General features: G+C 75.8%; 1 protein-coding gene. It reads right to left on the bottom strand.

What is annotated here, in order from left to right; translation table 11 throughout:
- Positions 1 to 207 (bottom strand): CoA-transferase (locus QWY28_RS24275; protein ID WP_300955445.1); only part of this gene is annotated, 207 nt, incomplete at both ends.

Below are 207 nucleotides of genomic sequence, written 5' to 3'. Positions count from 1 at the left end.
CCCGGCGGTGTCAGCTCGACCTCGAGCTCCCCGGCGAGGTACTGCCGGGCGAACTCGCGGTTCTCCCCGACGTACGCCGCCACCACCCGCCGCCGGCGGCCGGCCGCGAGCAGCCGGCCCAGGCCCCAGTCGTCGACCCCGGCGTTGTTCGACACCGCCTCGAGGTCGTCGACACCGGCCTCGAGCAGCGCCTCGATCAGCACCGCC

Source organism: Nocardioides oceani (assembly GCF_030412965.1).
Classification (GTDB): domain Bacteria; phylum Actinomycetota; class Actinomycetes; order Propionibacteriales; family Nocardioidaceae; genus Nocardioides; species Nocardioides oceani.
Note: the sequence above shows the minus strand (reverse complement) of the source record. Positions and strands in the feature narration are given on the sequence as shown.